Origin of the sequence: Pseudomonas californiensis (assembly GCF_021147775.1) — a bacterium.
Classification (GTDB): Bacteria; Pseudomonadota; Gammaproteobacteria; order Pseudomonadales; family Pseudomonadaceae; genus Aquipseudomonas; species Aquipseudomonas californiensis.
The window spans coordinates 1-1,309 of sequence record NZ_JAGTPK010000120.1; the positions used below are offsets into that span (position 1 = coordinate 1).

The following is a 1,309-nucleotide window of genomic DNA, read 5'->3' on the forward strand; positions in this document are numbered from 1 at the left end:
TGAACGAGCCCCATGAAAGACAGGACACCGTTTCCCCCTTACGATAAGGGATAGGCAAACGGTTATGTTTATGACTAACAGCAACGATAAGAGTGGGGAGCTTTTGGGCCAGGAGCGGCGCCGCCGCTGGAGCCCGGAGCAAAAGCTGGTCATGGTTCGCGAGAGCCTTGAGCCAGGGCAAAGTGTGTCGGTGGTCGCTCGGCGCAACGGCATCAATGCCAACCAGTTATTCCTGTGGCGCAAGCTGTATCAGGACGGCAGCCTGTCGGCGGTCAGTGCTGGCGAAGCCGTGGTGCCGGCCTCCGAGCTGAGCGATGCGCTCAAGCAGATCCGTGAACTGCAACGGATGTTGGGCAAGAAAACGATGGAAGCAGAAATCCTCAAAGAGGCAGTGGAGATCGCTCGGTCGCGAAAATGGATTGCGCACTCACCCTTGTTGCCGGGGGACGACCAGTGAAGCTGGTCAGCGAATGTCTCGGTGTGGCGCGCTCGCAATTAACGGTTCGAATCAAGCAATCAGTGTCGCCCAAAGTACGGCGAAGTCGACTCGTGAACGACACGGAATTGGTCGCCGAGATCAAGCAGCAAGTCAGCGAACTGCCCAGCTATGGCTACCGTCGTGTCTGGGGATTACTGCGTCGCGCCCGTGAAACCCAATTGCTGCCCGCGATCAATGTGAAACGGGTCTACCGGGTGATGCGTGATCACAACTTGCTGCTTGAACGCCGGATCAAACAGCCCGGCATGCCGCGTCGGCACGAAGGCCGTATTGCGGTGGAAACCAGCGATACGCGTTGGTGCTCGGACGGCTTTGAGTTTCGTTGCGAAGACGGCGCCAAACTGAGCGTGACCTTCGCCCTGGACTGCTGTGATCGCGAAGCCATCGGCTGGGTCGCCAGTCCGACCGGCTACAGCGGCGATGACATCCGTGACCTGATGCTGGAAAGCGTGGAGAAGCGTTTTGGTGATCAACTGCCCACCACGCCGGTGCAATGGCTAAGCGACAACGGCTCGGCGTACACCGCAGAACAGACGCGCCTGTTTGCTCGACAGATCGGCTTGCAGCCGGTGACCACACCGGTGCGCAGCCCACAGAGCAACGGCATGGCCGAGAGCTTCGTGAAGACGATCAAGCGCGATTACGTGGCGCACATGCCCAAGCCGGATCGAGAAACGGCGCTGCGTAACTTGGCAATTGCCTTCGAGCATTACAACGAGCAGCATCCGCACAGCGCTTTGAAATACCGTTCGCCGAGGGAGTTCAGGCGCTTGGCAGTCGGATTAATTTAACGGGGAGTTGGTGTCCGGT

The 1,309-nt window shown here is 58.8% G+C and carries 1 protein-coding gene; it reads left to right on the forward strand.

Going from position 1 to position 1,309, the window contains the following annotated elements; all coding sequences use genetic code 11:
- Positions 1-70: 70 nt before the first annotated feature.
- Positions 71-1,290 (forward strand): IS3 family transposase gene (locus KDX37_RS29165; RefSeq protein ID WP_406643503.1). Its coding sequence is split into 2 segments (ribosomal slippage): positions 71-416 and positions 416-1,290, totalling 1,221 coding nucleotides; the frame shifts between segments, so codons are not numbered across the junction.
- Positions 1,291-1,309: the final 19 nt, after the last annotated feature.